The following is a 21,598-nucleotide window of genomic DNA, read 5'->3' on the forward strand; positions in this document are numbered from 1 at the left end:
TAAATTAATTTTTATATAAAATTTTATGTAATTTTAATGTTTAATGTATCTATTATTATAATATTTAGACATAAATCAGTACATTTAATAACCTAACAAAAAAAGTATGAAAAAGCTATTTTTTTTATTACTAATTTCAATTCCATATATGATTATGGCACAAGATTTTAATTATCAACAGAAATGGAAAGAGATAGAATCTCTAGCTCAAAAAGGAGAGGTAAAATCATTATTACCAGAAATTGATAAAATTTATAATCATGCAAAAAAAGAAAATAACACTATAGAAATTATTCAATCTTATATTTATAAATCTAAAATAATATCTGAAACTACTGAAGATAATGAAAATGATTCTTTTAAACTTATTATTTTAGATGTTGAAAAAGAAATTTCATCTAGTAAAGGAGTTACCAAAGCTATATTGCAATCTATGTTGGCTAAACTTTATAGTGAATATGCAGATCAATCGCGTTGGTCTCGGATGAATATTACAGAATCTCAAAATAATTCCGATGACATTGGAACCTGGACAACCAAGCAATTATTGCAAAAAAGCTCTGAATTATATAAAGAGTCTATCAATAATAAAGAATTATTACAAAATGAGAAAACAGATAATTGGAAAAAAATCCTGACTACTTATGATGATATTATTCTTTATCCGACAATGTATGATGTGTTAGTATTTAGATACATAGATTTTTTATCTAAAAATGCCTACATAGATAATAATACTGAATTTAATGAGCAAAATAAAAAAAATAAAAATTCTCTTTTCCAAGATATAATTAAATATCACCAAAATGATGTTGAAAAATCTGCGTATCTTAATTCAGAACTTAAAGAAGTTATAGAAAAAGATATTCCAACAGAAGAAAAAACTGAAGAATTTCTCAGGTTAGCAAAAAAATATCCTAAAAATGACTTTTCCGCATATATATATTACGCTGCAGCAAATAATATTTTAAATACTGATAAAGTAAAGGCATTTGAAATATGTAATCATGTTGCTTATCAAAAAAATAACCAATGGTCTACCAATTGTGTGAATTTGCAACATTCTTTGCAATTGCCCACATTCTCTGTAAATTTCGATCAGACTTTATTACCCAATGAAAATATTCCTGTTACGGTGACCGCTCGAAATCTCGATAAAATATATTACAGAATCTATGAAGTAAATCCCACGGAATTTTCTTTGATAACAAGAAAAAATAGTGTTATTGATACGGGAATATTCTCTGCTAATACTAAAAATATAATAAAAAAAGGGAATATAGATTTAAAACATTTTGATGATTTTTCAGATCATTCTACCATAGTACGATTAGATGGTTTACCTCAGGGAAATTATAAAATTGAATTTGCTAATACTGTAAATTTTATACCTCAAAATGATAAAAATAGTAATCTATTGGGAACATCTTATTTTATGGTAAACAATTGGTCTTTAATCAGAACAGCATCAGAAGATAATTCTACTTTTCAGCTGGTTAACAGAAAAACGGGTACAATTTTATCCAATATTTCTATAAAACTTTTTGAGAAATTAAACTATACAGACAAAAAACCCCGTATATTATCAGACCCTATTAATTTAAAAACAGATAAAAATGGATTTATACAACTTCCGAATTTAAAGAAAGATACTGGATATTATCAAAATAGTACTTTTTATATTTATAATTCGGAATCTAGTTCTTATATTCCTCTCACATCCAGTAATTATTATTATGGAAGAGATTATAATAGTTTTTCAAAGAATAATAATATTTCAATTTTTACAGATCGAGTTATATACAGGCCAGGTCAAAAGGTCAATTTCAAAGCAATTTTATTCACCGTTGATAAAGAAAAATCTTTAATCACAAAAAATCAAAAAGTTACTTTTAGACTATATAATCCCAATAATGAAGTTGTGTCTACCTTAGATTTAGTATCTAATGAATATGGAAGTGTTTTTGGAGAATTTATTCTTCCTCAAGGAGGTTTAACAGGAAATTATTTTCTAGATTCAGATTATGCATATTCAAATCATTCTTTCTCTGTAGAAGAGTATAAACGCCCAAAATTTGAAGTTATACTTGAAAAGCCACAAGGTGAATATATTTTAGATAAAGAAGTAAAAGCTTCAGGTAAAGCTCTATCTTTTTCAGGGACTTACATATCAGATGCTAAAGTAGTATATAGAGTAGAACGACAAGAAATATTCCCTTATTACTGGTGGTATTATTCTATACCTTCCATTGTAGAAACAATACAACAAGGAGAAACTATTACCGATGGAGAAGGTAAGTTTAATATACTCTTTACAGCAAAATCTAAAAAAGCATTAGAGAAGAAAGACTATCGTACTTATATTTATACTATATATGCAGATGTTACAGATATAAACGGAGAAACTCATACCACAGAAACTCAAATTACAATCGGAGATCTGCCAAAAAAACTGAACTTACAAATACCAGAAAAAGCCTCTCAGAAAGAATTTAAGCAAATAATTATTAGTTCAACTAGTTTGAACGATGTAAAATTGCCTTCTCAAGGGAATATAAATATTATTGAATTAATAGCTCCAAAAAAGATTATTTTACCCAATAAAATAGATGATATTCCTGAATATCAATTATATGATGAAAAAACTTTCAATCAATATTTTCCTCATTTACCTTATTCTAAAGAGGAACAAACTCCTGCGCTGTGGAAAAAGGGAAAAGAAATTTCTTATTTTTTTAATACCGAAAAATCTGATACTGTAGCAATAACCGAGTCATTATCTCGCGGATATTACTTAATACAGGCAACCACTTTATATGGAGAAGATAGTATACAAACCCAAAAAGTGATTGAAATATTAGATAATCAAACTTTAAAATCTACAGATAATCTGTTTTTTTCAATTCATACTGATAAAAAATCTTATAAAGTAGGAGAAACCATTACATTAAATTTATTATCAGATTTAGAAGGAGCTACAGGTATTTTACACATAGAATCAGGAGGAAAATGGATAATACATAAAGATATATTATTAAAAGGGGGTAAAGGTTTTTTTAGTTTACAGGCTAATCAGGAATATGTAAAAGACGGGTTATTTGTTACCGCATATGTAATAAAAGAAAATGGTTATAGAAATCAAACATTAGCTGTTCAAATTCTAAATCAGCCAAAGGATTTGAAAATCACTACTAAAGTATTTAGAGATAAAATAACTCCGGGAGCAGAAGAAAAGTGGGAATTAACAGTAAGCGGTGCTGATAAAGATAAAGTAACCGCCGAAGTGTTGGCTACCATGTATGATGCTTCCCTAGATCAGTTTCAATCTAATACCTTTTCTTTCTCTCCATGGGGATATTCTCCTTATGGTATCTTATATAATCATTTAATTTTTGGATATAAAAGTAAATCTCTAACGTTAAATACTAATTATAAATCTTACTCACATCGAATTCCTCAAGAAGTAAATATAAAAGACTTTCCCATTTATTTTTCCCGTTGGGGTGATGTAGCTCAGTTGGCGGTATCGCGGCCAATGATGGATGAGACTCAAGATATGACAGAGGAGAGAGTAGACAAGATAGAATTGTCTAGTTTAGAAGAAAGAAAGACAAAAGTTAATCCGCCAATTCCTGTTAAACCCTCTCCACAAATTTCCGAAATTCAAATTAGAACAAATTTACAGGAAACAGCCTTTTTTTACCCTAATTTGTATACAGATAAAAATGGAAATGTAAAATTATCATTTACTTCTCCTGAAGCGCTAACCAAATGGAAATTATTAATTCTGGCACATACGCAGGATTTAAAATCAGGAACGGCAGAATTTTATACGCAAACTCAAAAAGAACTGATGGTGGTTCCTAATGTACCACGTTTTTTGCGTGAAGGAGATGAAATTACAATCAGTACAAAAATCACGAATCTGTCTTCTAAAAAACTTGCCGGTCAGGCTCAACTTCTTTTGTGGGATGCTCTTAATAATAATTCGGTAGACGCTGAGTTTTTAAATTCAAATTCTACACAGACATTTCAAGCAGATACGTCACAAAATACAGAAATAAGCTGGAATATTAAAGTTCCTAAAAATATACAGGCTGTTACTTACAGAATTGTTGCAAAGGCTGGTGGATTTTCTGACGGAGAAGAAAATATACTCCCGGTGTTAACTAACCGAATGCTGGTTACAGAAACACTTCCTATAAGTGTTAAAGAAAATCAGGTCAAAGAATTCCGTATAGATAAATTAATTATGAATCAATCTAAATCTTTACAGAATTTTAACCTTTCAGTAGAACTTACTACAAATCCAATCTGGTTGGCAGTTATGTCTTTACCCTATTTAAGGGAATATCCATATGAATGTTCTGAACAATTATTTAGCCGTTTGTATGGAAATATACTATCCAGTTATATTATTAATTCTTCTCCAAAAATTAAAAAAGTGTTTGATAATTGGAATACTCTTGGTATTAACATTTCCAAATTAGAGAAAAATCAAGAGCTTAAAAATATTTTGTTAGAAGAAACTCCTTGGATAAAAAATGCAGAGAATGAAAATGAGCAAAAAAAACGTATAGCATTATTTTTTGATCTGAATCAAATGAAAAATGAAACTCAACAGGCTCAGAATAAGCTTATAAAAAGACAAAATGAAAATGGAGGATTTGCCTGGTTTGAAGGCGGTTCGTCCAGTTCAAATATTACCGAACATATAATTTTAGGTTTTGGGCAATTGAAGTTTATGTTAAAAGAAAAAGCAAATAGCTATTTACTTCCTTCATTAAAAAATGTAATAAAATCAGCAATTGATTACTCAGATCAAGAAACTATAAAATATATTAACTCACAATCAAAACAAAAACAAAAAATAGATGGAAAAAGTTTAATCCAATATTACTATGTAAGAAGTTTTTGGAAAGATGAATATAAGATTCCTACACAGATTACTAAATATCTGAAGGATATTACTAAAGATATTTCTGTATTTTTCAAAAATTATGATTTGCAATCTAAAGCTATGACCGCCTTAGTATTAAATCGATATGGATATTCAGAATCTGCAAAAAAAATAATACAAAATATAAAGGAAACCTCTGTGGAAAGTGATGAAATGGGTATGTATTGGAAGGATAATCAACCAGGATGGTATTGGTACCAGGCTCCTATAGATACACAAGCCCGCTTAATTGAAGCATTTTCTGAAATTACACCTTCTGATGTTCATTCTGTAGAAGAGATGAAAGTATGGTTGTTAAAAAATCGGCAAACAAATGCTTGGAATTCATCTAAAGCAACTACCAATGCTGTATATGCGCTTATGAATTTTGGTAAAGATTGGACTGATTCGGAAAAAGGGGTAAATGCTTGGGTTGGAAATACTCAACTGTTTCCTAGTGTAAATTCAACTATTGAAACAGCTTCCGGATATATTAAACAATCTTGGAATGCAGAACAGATAAAACCTGAAATGGGTGTGGTGAAAGTAGAAAAAAACTCACCTGGAGTAGCATGGGGAGGAATATACTGGCAATATTTTGAAGATTTAGATAAAATTACTCAAACAGATACTAACATAAAAATACAAAAACAATTATTTCTTAAAATAAATACAGATCAAGGGCAACAGTTACAGCTTATCACCAATAAAAATTCCATTAAAGTTGGAGATTTGGTAACCGTTAAATTAATCATAAAAGTAGATAGAGATATGCAGTATATACATATAAAAGATATGCGTGCTTCTGGGTTCGAACCTGTAAATGTTTTATCTGGATATAAATTTCAAAATAGAGTAGGATATTACGAAAGTACAAGAGATGCAGCCACTAATTTCTTTTTTGAATTTTTACCTAAAGGAATCTATAATTTTGAGTATGATTTACGTGCCAACAATAAAGGAGAGTTTTCTAATGGCATTACCCAATTACAAAATATGTATGCACCGGAAATGTCTGCATATAGCGAAGGAAAACGAATAAATATTAGATAGTAATTTTAAGAATTGTAAATAATTGATATTTTTATAATTATATAAAGGATCTTACATTGTTTAATTTAGGATCCTTTAGTATTTTTGTCAATAATTTTTTCTATTGAATAAAGAACAATTAACCTATTTTATAAAAAAAAGAGCCTACGAACTATCTTTTTTGGATTGTGGAATTTCTCCATCCGGGTTTTTAGAAGAAGAAGCTCCTAATTTAGAAAGATGGCTTAAAAATGAGTACCATGGAAAAATGAAATACATGGAAAATCATTTTGATAAAAGATTAAATCCTTCTTTATTAGTAGAGGAGGCAAAATCCGTTCTTACATTTTCTTATAATTATTTTCCTAAAAAATTGCAAAATCCGGAAACATACCAAATAGCCAAATATGCCTATGGAGAAGATTATCATGTTGTAATTCGTGAAAAATTGCTGAAATTGGTTGAAGAAATTAAAGAAAAAGTTGGCGATTTTGCTTATCGTGTATTTACCGACTCGGCTCCTGTAATGGAACGTGCATGGGCTCAAAAATCAGGAATAGGATGGGTTGGAAAAAATTCACTTTTATTATCTAAGAAAAAAGGATCTTTCTTTTTTTTAGCTGAAATTATTTGTGACTTAGAACTGGAATATGACTCCTCTTTCAAAACTGACCATTGTGGAAGTTGTACCCGATGTATAGATGCTTGCCCTACCCAAGCTATAACTGAACCAAGGGTAATAGATTCTAAAAAATGTATTTCATATCTAACTATTGAGTTAAAAGATGAAATAGGTATAGAATTTAATGGGAAAATGAATGATTGGATCTTTGGTTGTGATATATGTCAGGATGTTTGTCCATGGAACCGTTTTTCAACTCCCAATTCAGAGGAAAAATTTCAACCTGCACCGCATTTACTTAATTTCACTAAAAAGGACTGGATACATTTAGAAGAAACTACTTTTAACAAACTATTTAAAAAATCGGCTATTAAAAGAACTAAATTTTCAGGATTGAAAAGAAATATTTTTATGAGCTGATTAAACCCATATTTTTAATACAAAATATTATTTATAATTATGAAAATTGGATTTTAAATTAATAAAAATCTAATAAATTAAAACTATTTTTTAAATTATTATTAAAAAAAATAATTTAATTCGAATATAAGTTCGTTATTGTATGTAACCTTCTATTTGACTAAAATTAACAATTAGTTAGGGAGATATTAATAAAATATCTATGTACTTTCTAATAATTTAAATTTTATTCTTTTCTTTTTAGAATATAATGATAAATATTTTGGCTTCCTACGGTAATAAATGAATCTATAAATTCAAAACCATTTTCGTACATAAAATTTAATGCATCAATCATAGAATCAAAAGTAATTTCTTCCCCTTTAGAATTTTTTATTATAGAAGTATTTTTATGAGTTAAATTTTTAAAAATTTGGCCAAAATCTATTTCTACATTTACTTTATCACTAAATGCTTTAGAAGTACCCACTATTTGTATGTATTGAGTATTTATATTTTTTATAGGAATATCATTTATAGATTGGGCTTTTATCATATATAGAGAGCCTAAAAATACACATAGGACTAGTGAAAATTTTTTCATACCAAAGTCTTTTGCCCAAAGATAAAAACTTTAACGTAAAAATATATTAATATCTTCTAATTTATATTATTTTTTTGTGAAGTCATATTTTTACTATTTGCCTTAATAAATCTAAAAAACCTTACCTTTGAAAAGTAAAAATAAGACGGTTTGAATTTTGTAAATGTAATATTACCTTTATCATTAGAAGGAACTTTTACTTATAAAGTTCCTGAAGAATTACAAAATCAAATTAAAGTCGGGCAAAGAGTAGTAGTTCCTTTTGGAGGAAAAAAACTATACACGGCAATTGTGGCAGAAATACATAATAAAAAGCCTGAATTATATACTACTAAAGAAATTTATTCTTTGTTGGAAGATTTTCCAATGATAACACAAAATCAATTAAAATTTTGGAATTGGATTGCAGACTATTATATGTGTTCTTTAGGAGATGTTTACAGAAATGCGTTTCCTTCTGCTTTAAAATTAGAAAGTGAAACGTTCATACGAAAAAGTTTGAAAAATATTCCTTGGGAAGATCTAAATGATAAGGAAACTTTCGTTATGCAAAGCCTGGAAGTAAAAACATCGGTAAATTTAAAAGAAATAGAAGCTTTTCTTGCTAAAAAAAATATTATTCCTGTAATTAAATCTTTGTTTGAAAAAGGATTAATTGAAACTGATGAACAAATTATTGAAAAATATAAACCTAAGAAAATAACTTACCTTAGATTAAATCCTGATTTTGATAATTCTGAAATTTTCAAAAAAGCATTAACGGAAATTGGTAAAGCTCATAAACAGAGAGAAGCACTCTTAACATTTATACAGCTACAACAACAAAGAACCACTTATATTGAAAAAGGAGAATTAGTAGAAAAATCTTCTCAATCTGTAGTAAAAGCATTAATAGAAAAAAAATATTTGTTCGAATTCCAATTAGAAGTGGATAGGAGAGAAGAATATGATGATGATATTGAAGATTCTTATCTTTTGTCTGAAAAACAGCAAAAGGCGTTAAAAGATATTGAAAATAATTTCATAAAGTTTGAAACAGTTTTATTACATGGAGTAACCGGTTCGGGAAAAACTGAAATTTATTTTCAATTGATAGATAAATTTTTAAGCCAAAAGGTAAATTCTTTATTACTGCTTCCGGAAATTTCTATTACTACTCAATTAGTGGGAAAAATACAAAAACGGTTTGGGGATGAAGTTGGTATATATCATTCTAAACTTAACCCGAATGAAAGGGTAGAAGTATGGAAAAACACGTTACTTAATCGGCATAAAATTATTATAGGAGCTCGTTCATCTATATTTTTACCTTTTCAGAATTTAGGTTTTATTATTGTAGATGAAGAACATGACAGTTCTTATAAACAAAATGATACTCGTCCATTTTACCATGCCCGCGATTGTGTGCAAATTCTGTCAACATTTTTCAATTCTAAAGTGTTACTGGGATCGGCCACTCCCTCTATGGAAAGTTATTATAATCATGAACAGGGAAAAATTGGTTGGGTAGAGCTTAATGAAAGGTTTGGAAATATTCATCTTCCGGAAACAGAAATGATAGATTTAAAAAAACCATTAGCTACACCCAATATATCATATGAATTAAAAGAAAAAATCAGCCAATGTTTAGAAAATAAAAATCAGGTAATTTTATTTCATAACAGGAGAGGATTTGCGCCTATTGTTGAGTGTAATGAATGCGGTCATTCTCCCGGTTGTCCCAACTGCGATGTTTCGCTTACCTATCATAAAGTAACTTCTACACTTAAATGTCATTATTGCGGGTATGTTAGGGCACTTCCCGAAGTTTGCCCTCGTTGTCATTCTCATGCTTTAGAAACCAAAGGAATAGGGACCCAGCAAATAGAAGAAGAAATTAATCATTTATTTCCTGAGGTACGTGTAGCTCGGATGGATGTAGATACTATGAGAAAAAAACATGCCTATGAAATTTTATTTGAAAAGATGTCTTTGCATGAAATCGATATTTTAATTGGAACTCAAATGGTTACTAAGGGATTAGATTTTGATAAGGTACAGCTGGTTGGAGTAATCCGTGCAGATTCATTGATGAACTTACCAAATTTCAGGGCAGAAGAAAGAGCGATACAATTACTGACCCAAGTTAGTGGGAGAGCAGGAAGAAGAAAACAGGGAAATGTATACATACAGACTTTTGATCCGGATACCCCCCTGTATGTTTTTGTTAGAAAAAATAATTATGATCTGGCTAAGGAGGCTATTTTAAATGAAAGGAAAGAATTTTTATACCCGCCTTATTATCGTTTGATAGAACTTACTTTTAAACATAAAAATCAAGGAAAGGCTAAAAAGGTAGCCGATTATATAGGTGATTATTTAAAACATTATATACAATCTCCTTTATTATTAGGCCCTGAAGAAGGGATGATCCCTCGTATAAACAACCAATTTATTTATAAAATTCTTATCAAACAGCCTTCCTCCAAATCTACTCGAAATATAAAATCTTATATTAAATCGGCTTTAGAAAGAATAAGACAAATTCAAGCCTACCGTTCGGTAAAAATTGAGATAGATGTAGACCCATTATAAATTTTCAAAATTATAGTATATTTTGACTTTTTTCGTTGTATAAATAAAGTTGTTATAATAAATACTCTAAAAATTTATACTATTTTTGTATAAACTCATACAATAACAAAAAGTGGAAGGAGGAAAAATTATACGAACCATAGGGGGAGAAAGTGTAAAAATCGCAAAAAAATCTATAACTCTTACTGCTACGGAGGGCGATTTAACTTTTAATTCAGCTACAAAAGTGATGATGACCGGGAAACAAGGAGGTGTACAATATCTTAATAATTATAAACCACCTATACCTTTACAAGTGGTAAAGATAGAAGGGCCTTTTAATGAACAGGGAGACAAAATTACTGTAATAGAGAAAGGAAAATCTTATATCTATAAAGCCACAGAATTTAATCGGGAATTGAAGTCATCATTAGAAATTAAACAAATAAAATGGGCGATGCAGCATAATGACGACAATCTTATTTTTGCATCTCAAGCTAGAGGAAAGCAAGAAGTAACTTTAAGTATTTCTGAGTCAGAACCTTCAGAAAAGATTACTATTTATGCTTATTTTGAGAACCCCATACAAGAAGCAAGTATAGAAGTAAGTTTAAAAACCGGAGAGCCGGGATATATTATTATTTCTACGATAGGAAAGTATGGACAGCCTGAAAAATATAGATTTTTAGAAGGGGAAATATATGCACAATGCAAAGGCATAAATCCTTGGGATAATCTCTTTGAAAGGGAAAAATATACAGAGAAGCTAAAATCAGATGTACAAAAGATATATGAGGACTTAAACCTGCTTTGGGCAAATTCAGAGGGCAAGAAATTAATGGAATTTTTTGAAAACGGAAAACACGAAATCTCTATTATAATACCAATTCCAGAACAAACAAAAGGAAAAAGAATAAATCATGCTGATGAAAATCAAATTACTTATATGGGAGAACTGGAAGAATTACCCATGGAAGGATATTTTGAACGTAAGAAAGTTTCTTCCTATATAGTTTTAGGGCATGAAATGGGACATGTAAAATCATTTCACTTAAAACAGCAAGATTTAAGTTATTGGCATGGAATAATGATTGATGAGCTCTATGCTACTCATATTGAGAATAAAATACGAGCAGCCGCAGGGATAAAACTACGTGATAAATACGATGGTTCGGGAGAGACTTTTGTTATTGATAAGGAACATCATAGTTTTTATTTCACTAAAAATGAGGATAATTATCCTAAAAATCCCCCACAAAAAATTGAAACTAAAAATGCTTTTAACTATAACAGCATTAAAAAAGATGAATAAGGTAACAAAACTCATATTTATAATCTTTATTCTGGCAGGTGTATATGCTTGTCAAATTAGAGACCTGAATTACTCTACTCAAGTGGTAGAGAAAATTGAAATAGAGAAACAAGAGCAATTTTATCAAAGAAATCATTGGAAAAAAAACGAATGGGTTAGAAGAACTTCCGATAGTTTATATTCGGTATATTTTAAATACAGAAGAAATAAAGTCAATAAATTTATAGAAAAACATGGATTTAATAATTTTGTAATGGATGAAAGTTATTTTATAGGACATAGTAATGTTCTTATTTATGTTGTAGGAATATTTACTCAAGATTCAGTATATTATTTTACATATAATTACGGATTAAAGCATTTAAAAAAATATGAGTATGGGATAGTTGATAATACAACTAAAGTTTTTGCCCAAGGTTCTATTTACTATACAAAAAAAAAGGATTCTATTTTTATTTATAGAAACGCTTATTTTAAGGATTATATATATTCACCTTCCTATTATTCAAATTATGTAAATGGAAAATTAGATCAACTTACTTATGGAGATTCTATTATTTATAAGAAGAGAGAAAGCAAAATGGTAGTGGATTTGAAAAGACTCAAAGGTTTTTATGTAAACGAAAAGCAAAAAAAAATGATAGAGTATAAGTAGATGAGTTCTATGCTTCTTATATTGAGAATAAAATATGAGCAGCTGCAGGGATAAACTTGCGGGATAGTTATAGTAATGATAAGTTAAGAAAAGAAGCTTATATCATAGATAAAGAAAGGAATAGCTTATACTTTAATAAAAATGAAGATAATTATCCTGATAATCCACCTCAAAAGATAGAAACAAAAAATGCTTTTAATTATAACTCTATAAAGAAAGATGTGTAAGTCATTAAATAATATATTAGGATTTACAATCATGGTTGTCTTATTATCCTGTAAATCAACAATTTTATATGAATCAGAAAAAATTGTAAACAAATTAGAAACAAATAGCTATAGATATAACTATCGAAATAATACGGAAAGAAGCAAACTTTTTATAGATAGTTTATATAAAGAGTTTTATAATAGCAAAGCACAAATTAATACATTTTTAAAAAAAGAAAAAATTAAAAATTTTCTTTTTGAAGAATCTTTTTATTTTAATTCTACGATGGGAGGCTATGATTACATATCTTCTATATTTACTAAAGATTCTGTTTATACTTTTAGGTTTCGTCATAAAATTGAAAAAGAAAATTTATTATCTGTAAATTCAAATAAATGTATATATATAACTTTTACTAAAGATTCTATTATTATAAATAAGCACCCTGTATTTCTTTTTCCTGAAGAAGGGAATAATTGCTTAAAGAAAAATATTTTTCCATCTTATACCTCTTTTTATAGAAATGGAAAATTAAAAATTATTAATGAAAAAAGATAGTGTAATTTACCAAAAGAAAAAGAATAAAATAATGATAGATTTAGATACTTCTATTTATACTTATGCCTCAGGAAAAATATGCAAAGAAAAAATGGTATATTTCATTGTAATATTGGGTCCATTGAAAAGTGTGATATAGATAGTTTAGGATATTTCTTCAACTGTAAAATAATAAAACAAGGAGAGTGAAATTATAATAAATTAAAAAGAATAAATCATGCTGATGAAAATCAAATTACTTATATGGGAGAACTGGAAGAATTATTTATTGAAGGATATTTTGAACGTAAGAAAAAGTTTTTTCCTATATAGTTTTAGGGCATAAATGGGACACGTCATGTCATATTATAAAAATCAACAAAATACACAAAATGGGAAGATGAAGGTATAGTGATAGATGAAATTTATGCTTCCCATATAGAAAACAAAATACGAAAAGCAGCAGGTATTCCTCTGAGAGATTTTTATGAAAGAGATAAATTTGGAGGAACAAGATTAGTTGATATAGAACATTTTAGTTTGTATATTAATAAAGAAGAAAGTAATTATCCAAATTTAAAACCTAAAAAATTAGATAAAAATATAGCATATAATTATGATATTATTCAAAAAGATCAATAAAGCATATTTAAAGACATTAACACTTCTTTTATTATGTTCTTGTAATCAAAATTTATATACCCCTCCAATAATAGTCGAAAAAATACAGAAAGAAAAATATATAAATGGGGGAAAATTAGATACTATTTATCAAGACTTATTCCTTTTTAGGGATAATCAGGTGAAATTTTTTTTACAAAAACATAAATTCGATATTTTTCTTTTAGAAGAAAAGTTTGGTACAGAATTTTTATCATCTCAAAATCCATTTTATTTAGCGATTATAACTACAAAAGATTCTATTTACTACTTTCATTCCAAAAAAGGTATTTCTTATGATATAGTAATGAATAATGTCGCAGATAATGGATGTTTAATATATACATTCAAAAATAAATCTATAGAAATAAACAGAGGTATTGACAAGGTTTTCAGTAACAATATATGTTATAAAAAAACTAAAAAAGAATTATTTTCTGATTTTTCTACAAATAATCAAAATTATTTATCTAGTTATAAAAATGGAAAATTAAATCTAGTCATGGAATTCGATTCAATAATATTTAGAAAAAATAGTAATGTAAATATAGATCTAAATAGTCAAAAATTTTTTACACCGAATGGATACTGTACAGAAAAGGACAATATTCTTAGCTGTAATAATGTAAATATGAAATGTAAAAGAATGCATGATACTGGTTTTTTATATCATTGTGATACTATAAAGTGAGCTCTATGCTTCTCATATTGAGAATAAGATATAGAGCAGCAAACCTAAGGGATAAATACGATGGTTCTGGATATGGAGATATTATGGATAAAGAGGGATTCTCATTTTATATTAACCAATCAGAAGATTATTTTGCAAAACCATTACATAAATTAGACAAATCAGTAGCATTTAATTATTATCATATAAAAAAATGAATAAATTAATATATACGCTATTTATTTTATTGATTATATCTTGTAATATTACAGGTGTCAATAAGTCTGCAAAAATAATTCAGAATATTGAAACTAAAAATATAGAACAGACCTATATGACTTTTTCTCCACAAAATAAGGGATTTTATAATAAATTGTATCAAGACTTTTTTAAAGATAGAAAATTTATAAATAAATATATTAAACAGAAAAAGATAAGAAATTTTATAATTCAAGAAAGCTTTAATATAAATGATGCATCAGGAATTCCGCTTTATAATGCATTTATTATATATAAAGATTCTGTACTTATTTACAATTATTCAATTTCAAAAGAAAGTAAAACTATTAGAAGAAAAGATATAAAAACATTTAGTTTAGGTAATCCATTTTTTTATACTTCTGACAATAATTTATATTATGTAAATAAATCATTGTCAGATAATAAAAACAGTTTTGATAGCTATTATATTTCAAGTTATATAAATAATAGGTTAGATTATTTATCTAAAATAAATCATAATAAAGACTCCATTTTATTAAAACGCAATAATAGCAAAACTTTGATAGATTTAAATACAACAAAATGGTTTACTTCAAATGGTATTTGTATGACTAAAAATAATATTATGGAATGTAGAAATATTAGTAAAAAATGTATGAAAAACGAAAAGGGAGAGTACATTTATTGTGATACTATAAAATAATCCTTCCTATATTGTTTTAGGGCATAAAATGGGACATGTAAAATCATTTCACTTAAAACAGCAAGATTTAAGTTATTGGGAAGGAACAATTATGGTAGATGAAATCTATGCTTCCCATATAGAAAATAAAATAAGTATGGCTGCGAGAATTCCTTTAAGAGATTATTACGATCGTGATAAAATAGGTTCAAAAACGCGTTTAATAGACAATAATCATAAAAATCTATATATTAATAAATATGAAAATAATTATCCTATTTTTAATCCTATAACTCAAACTATCAAAGAGATAGATTATAATGAAGCTTTTAATTATGATATTATTGAAAAAGATAAATAATTACTGTATCTGTTTATTATTCTTAATTGGATGTAGCTCTAATGATATACATAAAACAGATAAAATTATAAAAACTTTGCAAGAAAAAGAATATATAAGCAAAGCAATAAACTATAATAAAAGAAAAAGGTTCTTTAATGATAGTTTGCATAAAGAATTTTATCAATATAGACAAAAACAAATAGATTCGTTTTTAGCTAAAAAAAGACTGAAAGATTTTATTATACAAGATAACTTTTTCTTTCAACATCTTTTTTCAGAAGATGATTATAGTTTACATATATATACACCTGATTCAATCTATTTTTTTGGCTTTTCTTCAATTAAAAGTAGTAGAAGTTTGAAATCTGAAAACTCAAATTGCTTATATTTTTCTTTCCAAAAAGATTCTCTAATCATAAATAGACATACCCTTTACGATTTTCCAAAAGAAAAAAATTCCTGTTTAAAAGAAAATATTTTTCCATCTTATACCTCTTTTTATAGAAATGGAAAATTAAAATTATTAATGAAAAAAGATAGTGTAATTTACCAAAAGAAAAAGAATAAAATAATGATAGATTTAGATACTTCTATTTATACTTATGATTCAGGAAAAATATGCAAAGAAAAAAATGGTATATTTCATTGTAATAATGGGTCCATTGAAAAGTGTGATATAGATAGTTTAGGATATTTCTTCAACTGTAAAATAATAAAACAAGGAGAGTGAAATTATAATAAACTAATACTCAAGTTATAAAAGTAGTAAATTATGAGTATCGAAATAATATGGATTTAATTAAGAGGAATACAATATTTATTTATAGTAAAATATAAAATTCCATCCTTATCAATAAAAACGTCTCAATTAAAAAATGATATACTTTGTTCCTTAATAATATTTACATTATGTAACAGTAAAATTAGACCAATTTTTCATTGGACACCCATTATTTACAAAAAAAAAGACAATAGGTCAAGTAAGTAGTCTTTACAAAAAATTAAAGACTATTATATTTGATTATAAAACAGAGAAACCAACCTATTATCTTTAAAAATGTAAAAATATTCTAATAATGAGTAACATAATATTCAAAGTATAAACAGTTACTTTTTACTTCCTTATAAAATTGAGTATCTTTTAAATCGCTAAGAGAAGCAAAATATCTTCGGTTTTTAATTAAAATGCCATCTCCTTCCGGTAATTTATCTCTGTAGTACCAATAATATCCCAATAAGTTATTCCCCAAGTAAAAATCTTCCTGTTCTAATTTAGAAAGAGCAAAAACAATTCGGGCTTTAAGTTCTCTGTCTTTTGCCAAACTGAGCGCTTTTTCCAAATATTGAGTAGGAATTTTAGTATAATCCAAAAAATAAGCAGTATAAGGATAATCTTTAAAATACACCTTAGCAAAAATATCTAAATGAGTATTATTATCGTAAAATTTAGTTCCATTCTGGTTGTTTTTATCAAATCGTAAGATATGTCGGTAATATCCGGTACTGGAAGTATTATAAAAAAAGTTTCCTAAAAGATAATTAGCTTTTGCAGATTGTTCGTTTTCCTTCTGTGCTATTTTTTGCAAGGAAATTAGAGCTTCAGTTAATTCCCGTTTATTCATAGTAGATTTGATAAACTTAAAATCTTTCAGATAATCTACGCCCATAACTTCTGATTCAGGAGATTGAAAAGATTCAATCTTATTATATCCGAAAATATAATAGGGAATGTTGCTATAGCCGTTATATTCATTGGGTTTCAAAGTTTGTTCTTCTCCATATCTATGATTGAGGCTAAAAAGTGTAAAATTATTACTTACTTTTTGGAACTCAGCAAGTGCTTTTTGTAATTCGCCCTGAGACAAATAAACATTTCCTTTCATCTGGGCTACATATTCATCAAAATTAAAATCGGTTTGTTTTTTTTGTACATTTCCATGATAGCCGTATGGTGATATATTTTCAACCAAATATGTATCCATAGGAGATTTATTTTTCTTATGATATAGAGCAACTATATCCTCTAGTAAGGATAAATTAGGATTATATTCCAGATCTGTAATTTGATTATGCAATAAAAAGGATTGGGCGTATTGTTTTTGTAAAAAATAACGATTAGCTAAAATATCTATAATAAAAGATTGGGTAGAAGTATAGTCATTATTTTTTAAATTATCATGAAATATATTTTTATATTTTGAAAATAATATTTTTTCAAATTCAGGAGTAATAATAGGCTGCTCACAAATATCCAATAACATCTCCAGTCTGATTTTTTGTTCTTTGTGAATTTTTTGTTCAGTATGGACCTTAGATAAAAACTCACGGGATTTTTTATAATTTTTTTGTAAAAAATATAAATAAGAAGTAGTTAAATTCCAAAAATCTGTATCCTTTACTTTTCTATCTAATGACTGTTTCAGGGAAATATCTAACGTTTGTTGGAAAAAAGGAATTGTTGAATTGTCTGTAATTATAGGTAGCCTTTTATCTGTATTATCTTTTGCACAATGTTCAGGATTTCCACAACGGAAGGATATGTGTAAATAGTTTCTTTCCAGCTGATTTACAGCTCTAGCCATTAAAACTTTAGCTTGTACGGCATCCAGTGAATTTTGTATTATTTTTTTCAGAGAGCTTAGTGGATTATTAAAATCCTGATATCCTAATAAAAGATATGCATCATTCTTTTCTTTTTCAGTTTTTGCATTTTTTAGTAAATTTTCTAAAAAATTATCAGAAATGGAAAAATTATACCCGTATTCATCTTGTTTGGGTTGAGACAATATTAATGAGGAATATACTTTACTTTTTATATTTTTAGTATGGTTGAAGACAGTAAAAAAATCATAATTTGCCTGAATTAAATTTCCTAATCCCCTTTCAGCTCCAGCTTTTTGGTCTAATGCATAATAATACATTACAGGATAGTATTTTAAGGAGGCTACATATTGATTAAAATATTCAATAGCTTGTTCAAAATCCTTTTTGTAATGAGCCAAACGTACTAACTGATAACCATATCGGAGTTTTAGCTCCTTGTCGGTTTCTGCATTCCAACTTCTTTTTAATACATTGATTACTTTTTCATAATTCAAATCATTTACAGATAAAGAAGGAGTATCCATCCAATAATTAGTTCCTGAAAAAGAAACACTCATATAAGGTTCCAGGTATTTGGAATAGGCAATGTATTTTAAAGCTTGTATGTTTTTTGTTACGAAATCCGGTGTGATAAAAGACAAAGTATCATTATTAATTTTTTGTCCTTTAATTAGGGTCCGTATATCTGTTTCTTTAGATTTAAAAACCAGATAATAAGCCTGATTATACTCTACATGTAAATATTTTTGCCATTCTTCAATATTTTCATTTTTAAAAGTAAATATTTTATTAGTAGAAAAGTAATAAGTTGAAGATAAATCTAATAGAAAGGGAAAATATTGAGGAGAATTGATAGTTTCCTGCATAAACAGGTTATAATAATAATATTCAGGATTATAGTCTGCACAAGGGTAGGCCAAGGAAGAAGCTAATAAGGCGAAAGATGCAATGATTTTTTTCATAATAATTCCTCTGTTTTAAATCTTTTAACAAATATACTATCTAAATGAAAATAAATAATATTATATGGTTTATCTATTTTTTTTGATAAGTACATTTTCGTTTCATTTAATAGTTTTGGTGAGATATTTTCTATAGTTATAATAAAATCTTTATTAAGATATAAACCATGGAGAAATTGATCTTCCGTAACCTTATATCTATTTTCAGAAATTTTAGTAAATTTTTTATTTTCTAACTCTTCAGCAGTTAATCCATTAATTATTTTTATTTTTCCCATATGATTTTTAACTATTCCCCAGGAAAAGAGTGGGAGAGCAATATCAAACTCTAACGGGTATGTACGTATAGTAGAGAGATAGTTTTTAAGCAAATCAATATCTAAAATAGAATTTTTTTTGGATTCTTCCGTAGGATTAGATGTTGCATAGCACATTAAATATCCTTTATCCACCGGCGGTATTCCTGTTTTTTTCTTGTATTTAACCTGATGAAGTCGAATAGTACAACTAATATTTTTATGGGAAATAGATTTTAATTCTTTAAGTAAATAAAAATAATTATCTCTAGTTGAAGATGTCCAGTCGCAATCTAATTGAATTTCTGTATATTCTTGAAAATGGTTAGTCTTATAAATATAACTAATCAAGGAATTAATTTTTTTAGCCAGTTCCGAAATATTATTTTGAGATAAATTTTGTAGGCTTCGGTTAGTTATAAAAATTACAGGAACATATTCTGCTTTTAGATTTAATTGAGTAAAATCTTTAATAACCGCTTTAGGTATTGGAAACTGATTTTCATATTTATCTACATCAAAAAAACGTACATATAATTTATTACAATGAAGAGTATTGAAATACTCTTCTTCTATTTTACTAATATCTACAGTAGTTTTCCAGTAATAAAAATTAATAGAATGTAGTTTTTCCTTATGACAAGAAAAGAGCAAATTTAATATTATAAATAGAAAAAATGCTTTTATTTTCATAGTAGTATTTATAGTTATGATTAAGGAGCCAACCGGTTAATGTTCCAGTTTTGATTTTCATCTAAAGTATATATAATTCTGTCATGTAGTCGATTGGGCCTTCCTTGCCAAAATTCTATTTGAAAAGGTTTTACAATAAATCCGCCCCAATTTTTTGGACGTTCTATTTCTTCTATATTTCTAGTAGCTTCTTCCATATCTTTTAATCTGTTATCCAAAAATTCTCTATTGGGAATAATTTGGCTTTGAGGGGAAACTATAGCTCCTAGTTGACTTCCCCTTGGTCTGGAGTGAAAATACCCATCAGATAAATTACTAGCAATCTTTTCTGCAATACCATTTATAATTATCTGTTTTTCAATCTTGTCCCAATAAAAATTTAAACAAACATTAGGGTTTTTTGCAATTGCTTGACCTTTCCTGCCTTCATAATTAGTATAGAAAATAAAGCCTTCCCAAGTATATTGCTTTAATAGTACTATGCGTGTTCTGGGAATTTTGTCATCTTCTATTGTTGAAATTGACATGGCATTGGTTTCAACAATTAAATTGCTTTGCTCTGCAAATATATACCAATCTCTGAATAATTCCATAGGATTATCTTTTAATTCAGATTCAATTAAATAACCTGAATTATATACTTTTCTCTTATCAGATAAATCTTCCATAATAAAAAAATGTGTAATTTTATATTTTAGTAAAGAATAATGTTAGGTATATGAATGATATGGATTACAAAGGTAAATTATTAATTACAAAACCTATTCTTGAAGATCCCTTTTTTTCTAAAAGTGTAATTTATATTACAGATTATAATAAAGAAAAAGGAACTGTAGGTTTTATATTAAATAAAATATACACTAAAAAATTATCAGACCTTATGCCAGGAATAGAAGCCGATACTGCTGTGTATATGGGGGGACCAGTAAACCAAGATCATTTATTCGTTATTCATTCACGTCCAGACATAATAAAAGGAGGTGTTAAGATCTCTGATAATTATTTTTGGTCTGGAGATTATGATCAAATAAAATTATCTATAAATAAAAATTTAATTGGAAAAAATGAAATTAGATTTTTTATTGGTTATTCAGGTTGGAGAGAAGGGCAGCTAGAAAATGAAATGAAAAGAGAAGATTGGCTTATATATGATGACCCTCAACTTAATATATTAGAATGGGATAAAAATTTATGGAAAAATGAGCTGATAAAGATGGATAAAACAAATATAATTTGGGTTAATTCTCCAAGTAATCCACAACTTAATTGAATAATAGTTGATAATGTATTTATAAACTATTTTCAGTTTATTGTCGAATATTGGGTTTAATGCTGTTTCTAAGATATGAAGGGTAGTGATCTTTTCTGCCTGTAGTTAAAATTGAACTTATTTACACAAACTAATAATACATAATTCTCACCATATATCATATAAAATATATTATTCTCTATTATTTGTTATTTATTTTGTAATATATGTCAATTTTTGACATACTATTTTATAATTTTACCTATATAATATATATATATTATAATTTATAATATTCAATAAATTATACTTCTATTTTGTTTATTAATTATTTAATAATTTAGCAAATAAAAA

The 21,598-nt window shown here is 27.2% G+C and carries 19 protein-coding genes; 15 read left to right on the top strand and 4 right to left on the bottom strand.

Annotated features, from left to right (window positions below; translation table 11 throughout):
- The first annotated feature begins 106 nt into the window (after positions 1-106).
- On the top strand, positions 107-5,992 hold the full coding sequence (locus C4S76_RS04920; protein WP_105193245.1) for an alpha-2-macroglobulin family protein: 5,886 nt from the start codon (positions 107-109) through the stop codon (positions 5,990-5,992).
- A 103-nt stretch (positions 5,993-6,095) separates the two neighbouring features.
- Entirely contained in the window at positions 6,096-7,013 is a 918-nt protein-coding gene (queG, locus tag C4S76_RS04925) for a tRNA epoxyqueuosine(34) reductase QueG (RefSeq protein ID WP_105193247.1), read from the top strand.
- A gap of 226 nt (positions 7,014-7,239) precedes the next feature.
- On the opposite strand, the gene C4S76_RS04930 is transcribed toward queG, so the two are convergent.
- A complete protein-coding gene (locus C4S76_RS04930) occupies positions 7,240-7,596 on the bottom strand; it encodes a hypothetical protein (protein WP_146105684.1) in 357 nt (118 codons plus the stop codon).
- Between the two features lie 150 nt (positions 7,597-7,746).
- Here C4S76_RS04930 and priA point away from each other — a divergent pair, with 150 nt between their 5' ends.
- The 12 genes from priA (at position 7,747) to C4S76_RS04980 (ending at position 16,170) form a co-directional block, all read left to right on the top strand.
- Positions 7,747-10,170 carry a replication restart helicase PriA gene (gene priA / locus C4S76_RS04935; RefSeq protein ID WP_105193250.1) on the top strand — a complete coding sequence of 808 codons (2,424 nt, stop codon included), beginning with the start codon at positions 7,747-7,749 and terminating at the stop codon, positions 10,168-10,170.
- A gap of 112 nt (positions 10,171-10,282) precedes the next feature.
- The gene (locus C4S76_RS04940; RefSeq protein WP_105193251.1) at positions 10,283-11,461 is read left to right on the top strand and encodes a M91 family zinc metallopeptidase; all 1,179 of its coding nucleotides are present in this window, start codon (positions 10,283-10,285) and stop codon (positions 11,459-11,461) included.
- Positions 11,454-12,116, top strand: coding sequence for a hypothetical protein (locus C4S76_RS04945; protein ID WP_146105685.1), 663 nt, complete (start codon positions 11,454-11,456; stop codon positions 12,114-12,116). Before C4S76_RS04940 ends, C4S76_RS04945 begins: the two co-directional genes overlap by 8 nt.
- A gap of 56 nt (positions 12,117-12,172) precedes the next feature.
- A complete protein-coding gene (locus C4S76_RS11750) occupies positions 12,173-12,343 on the top strand; it encodes a hypothetical protein (protein ID WP_181044061.1) in 171 nt (56 codons plus the stop codon).
- Positions 12,336-12,884, top strand: coding sequence for a hypothetical protein (locus C4S76_RS04950; RefSeq protein WP_105193253.1), 549 nt, complete (start codon positions 12,336-12,338; stop codon positions 12,882-12,884). Before C4S76_RS11750 ends, C4S76_RS04950 begins: the two co-directional genes overlap by 8 nt.
- Positions 12,871-13,023, top strand: coding sequence for a hypothetical protein (locus C4S76_RS11755; RefSeq protein WP_181044062.1), 153 nt, complete (start codon positions 12,871-12,873; stop codon positions 13,021-13,023). Before C4S76_RS04950 ends, C4S76_RS11755 begins: the two co-directional genes overlap by 14 nt.
- Positions 13,024-13,274: 251 nt before the next feature.
- Positions 13,275-13,505 (top strand): hypothetical protein, encoded by a 231-nt coding sequence (locus C4S76_RS04955; RefSeq protein WP_105193254.1) that lies wholly within the window; start codon positions 13,275-13,277, stop codon positions 13,503-13,505.
- Positions 13,480-14,214: a hypothetical protein gene (locus C4S76_RS04960; protein ID WP_105193255.1), complete on the top strand. Its 735-nt coding sequence runs from the start codon at positions 13,480-13,482 to the stop codon at positions 14,212-14,214. The genes C4S76_RS04955 and C4S76_RS04960 overlap by 26 nt, the downstream gene beginning before the upstream one ends.
- A 5-nt stretch (positions 14,215-14,219) precedes the next feature.
- Positions 14,220-14,411 (top strand): hypothetical protein, encoded by a 192-nt coding sequence (locus tag C4S76_RS04965; RefSeq protein ID WP_105193256.1) that lies wholly within the window; start codon positions 14,220-14,222, stop codon positions 14,409-14,411.
- Complete coding sequence (locus C4S76_RS04970; protein ID WP_105193257.1) at positions 14,408-15,118, top strand: hypothetical protein; 711 nt, start codon at positions 14,408-14,410, stop codon at positions 15,116-15,118. Before C4S76_RS04965 ends, C4S76_RS04970 begins: the two co-directional genes overlap by 4 nt.
- 28 nt (positions 15,119-15,146) lie before the next feature.
- On the top strand, positions 15,147-15,458 hold the full coding sequence (locus C4S76_RS04975) for a hypothetical protein (protein WP_105193259.1): 312 nt from the start codon (positions 15,147-15,149) through the stop codon (positions 15,456-15,458).
- On the top strand, positions 15,442-16,170 hold the full coding sequence (locus tag C4S76_RS04980; RefSeq protein ID WP_146105686.1) for a hypothetical protein: 729 nt from the start codon (positions 15,442-15,444) through the stop codon (positions 16,168-16,170). Before C4S76_RS04975 ends, C4S76_RS04980 begins: the two co-directional genes overlap by 17 nt.
- Positions 16,171-16,510: 340 nt before the next feature.
- On the opposite strand, the gene C4S76_RS04985 is transcribed toward C4S76_RS04980, so the two are convergent.
- From C4S76_RS04985 to pdxH, 3 genes are read right to left on the bottom strand one after another with little or no spacing between them, the layout of a single operon-like run.
- Positions 16,511-19,006 (bottom strand): hypothetical protein, encoded by a 2,496-nt coding sequence (locus C4S76_RS04985; protein ID WP_105193262.1) that lies wholly within the window; start codon positions 19,004-19,006, stop codon positions 16,511-16,513.
- A complete protein-coding gene (locus C4S76_RS04990) occupies positions 19,003-19,995 on the bottom strand; it encodes a hypothetical protein (RefSeq protein ID WP_105193264.1) in 993 nt (330 codons plus the stop codon). Before C4S76_RS04990 ends, C4S76_RS04985 begins: the two co-directional genes overlap by 4 nt.
- 20 nt (positions 19,996-20,015) lie before the next feature.
- Positions 20,016-20,663, bottom strand: a complete 648-nt coding sequence (pdxH, locus tag C4S76_RS04995; protein WP_105193266.1) for a pyridoxamine 5'-phosphate oxidase — start codon at positions 20,661-20,663, stop codon at positions 20,016-20,018.
- A 50-nt stretch (positions 20,664-20,713) separates the two neighbouring features.
- On the opposite strand from pdxH, the gene C4S76_RS05000 reads away from it, so the two are divergent.
- A complete protein-coding gene (locus tag C4S76_RS05000) occupies positions 20,714-21,265 on the top strand; it encodes a YqgE/AlgH family protein (RefSeq protein WP_105193268.1) in 552 nt (183 codons plus the stop codon).
- Positions 21,266-21,598 lie beyond the last annotated feature (333 nt).

Source organism: Apibacter adventoris (assembly GCF_002964965.1).
Lineage (GTDB): Bacteria > Bacteroidota > Bacteroidia > Flavobacteriales > Weeksellaceae > Apibacter > Apibacter adventoris.

What these genes read in the sequence shown, in the direction of transcription:
- C4S76_RS04920 (WP_105193245.1), top strand. Translation starts at nt 107, where the DNA reads ATGAAAAAGCTATTTTTTTTATTACTAATTTCAATTCCATATATGATT.
- C4S76_RS04930 (WP_146105684.1), bottom strand. Translation starts at nt 7,596, where the DNA reads ATGAAAAAATTTTCACTAGTCCTATGTGTATTTTTAGGCTCTCTATAT.
- C4S76_RS04945 (WP_146105685.1), top strand. Translation starts at nt 11,454, where the DNA reads ATGAATAAGGTAACAAAACTCATATTTATAATCTTTATTCTGGCAGGT.
- C4S76_RS04950 (WP_105193253.1), top strand. Translation starts at nt 12,336, where the DNA reads ATGTGTAAGTCATTAAATAATATATTAGGATTTACAATCATGGTTGTC.
- C4S76_RS11755 (WP_181044062.1), top strand. Translation starts at nt 12,871, where the DNA reads ATGAAAAAAGATAGTGTAATTTACCAAAAGAAAAAGAATAAAATAATG.
- C4S76_RS04960 (WP_105193255.1), top strand. Translation starts at nt 13,480, where the DNA reads ATGATATTATTCAAAAAGATCAATAAAGCATATTTAAAGACATTAACA.
- C4S76_RS04965 (WP_105193256.1), top strand. Translation starts at nt 14,220, where the DNA reads ATGCTTCTCATATTGAGAATAAGATATAGAGCAGCAAACCTAAGGGAT.
- C4S76_RS04970 (WP_105193257.1), top strand. Translation starts at nt 14,408, where the DNA reads ATGAATAAATTAATATATACGCTATTTATTTTATTGATTATATCTTGT.
- C4S76_RS04975 (WP_105193259.1), top strand. Translation starts at nt 15,147, where the DNA reads ATGGGACATGTAAAATCATTTCACTTAAAACAGCAAGATTTAAGTTAT.
- C4S76_RS04985 (WP_105193262.1), bottom strand. Translation starts at nt 19,006, where the DNA reads ATGAAAAAAATCATTGCATCTTTCGCCTTATTAGCTTCTTCCTTGGCC.
- C4S76_RS04990 (WP_105193264.1), bottom strand. Translation starts at nt 19,995, where the DNA reads ATGAAAATAAAAGCATTTTTTCTATTTATAATATTAAATTTGCTCTTT.
- pdxH (WP_105193266.1), bottom strand. Translation starts at nt 20,663, where the DNA reads ATGGAAGATTTATCTGATAAGAGAAAAGTATATAATTCAGGTTATTTA.
- C4S76_RS05000 (WP_105193268.1), top strand. Translation starts at nt 20,714, where the DNA reads ATGAATGATATGGATTACAAAGGTAAATTATTAATTACAAAACCTATT.